Raw genomic sequence first — 833 nt, forward strand, 5'->3', positions numbered from 1 at the left:
AAATCACAAAGTTATGTAAAAGAACGCTTTAATAAACTATTAAATATAAACTCTATTATTTGAAAAAGCGTTAGCTTTTATTCTTGCTTTTCGAAACTTCGACAATTTCAAAAGTACAACAAGAGTAAATAAGCCAATGCTCACGTTAATTTTTATAATTGGCGTGGGTTTTACTTATTTGTTGTACAAGGTAGTCGAAGACCTCGAAAAGCAGATAAGGTTAAAGTCCCACGCTTTTTGTATCTATTAATACCACTTTGGGATTTAGTGGAACAAATCTCTATTTTATGAAACGATTTCTATTACTTTTTTTGATTGTAATTAGTTACACAACTTTGAATGCTCAAAGCTCTACTAAGAAGTATAACAATATCCTAAACAGGGATGAATACTTTGACTCCAAAGGTAATATGACAGGATATGATATATATAACTCTATTCTTGGTCAATGGGAACATTATTCAACAAATCAACCAGCATTAGGGGCAAAGCAAGAATGGGATGTAGTAGCACCTTACGATACTGAGTTTTTATTAGAGATGGCAATAAGAGCACAAGAATTATACAATGCATATCCTAATAGAAATTTTCCCTTAAACAATAATCTACCTAAGTATGAAAGCGTATATAAGAAAAATGAGCCTATCTATTTAACAAGGACAGCCCCTTTTTGAATATATACTGACCTATGTACTCCATAGCGAGTGACAGAGAGCTTGTATGCAGTATTTTTTAGGACGGAGAAGTATTTTTTTTCTTGTTCTAAAAACCTTGAAGCAAAGTTCACCCTAATCTTTAGAGTTATATGTAAGGAGTTATGTAAGCCTAATTAA

At 31.7% G+C, this 833-nt stretch carries 1 protein-coding gene; it reads left to right on the forward strand.

Features of this window, described 5'->3' with window-relative positions; all coding sequences use genetic code 11:
- Positions 1 to 287: 287 nt before the first annotated feature.
- On the forward strand, positions 288 to 674 hold the full coding sequence (locus tag D0T56_RS16560; protein WP_163321273.1) for a hypothetical protein: 387 nt from the start codon (positions 288 to 290) through the stop codon (positions 672 to 674).
- Positions 675 to 833 lie beyond the last annotated feature (159 nt).

It is taken from the genome of Dysgonomonas sp. 520 (assembly GCF_010501095.1).
GTDB lineage: Bacteria > Bacteroidota > Bacteroidia > Bacteroidales > Dysgonomonadaceae > QVMP01.

What these genes read in the sequence shown, in the direction of transcription:
- D0T56_RS16560 (WP_163321273.1), top strand. Translation starts at nt 288, where the DNA reads ATGAAACGATTTCTATTACTTTTTTTGATTGTAATTAGTTACACAACT.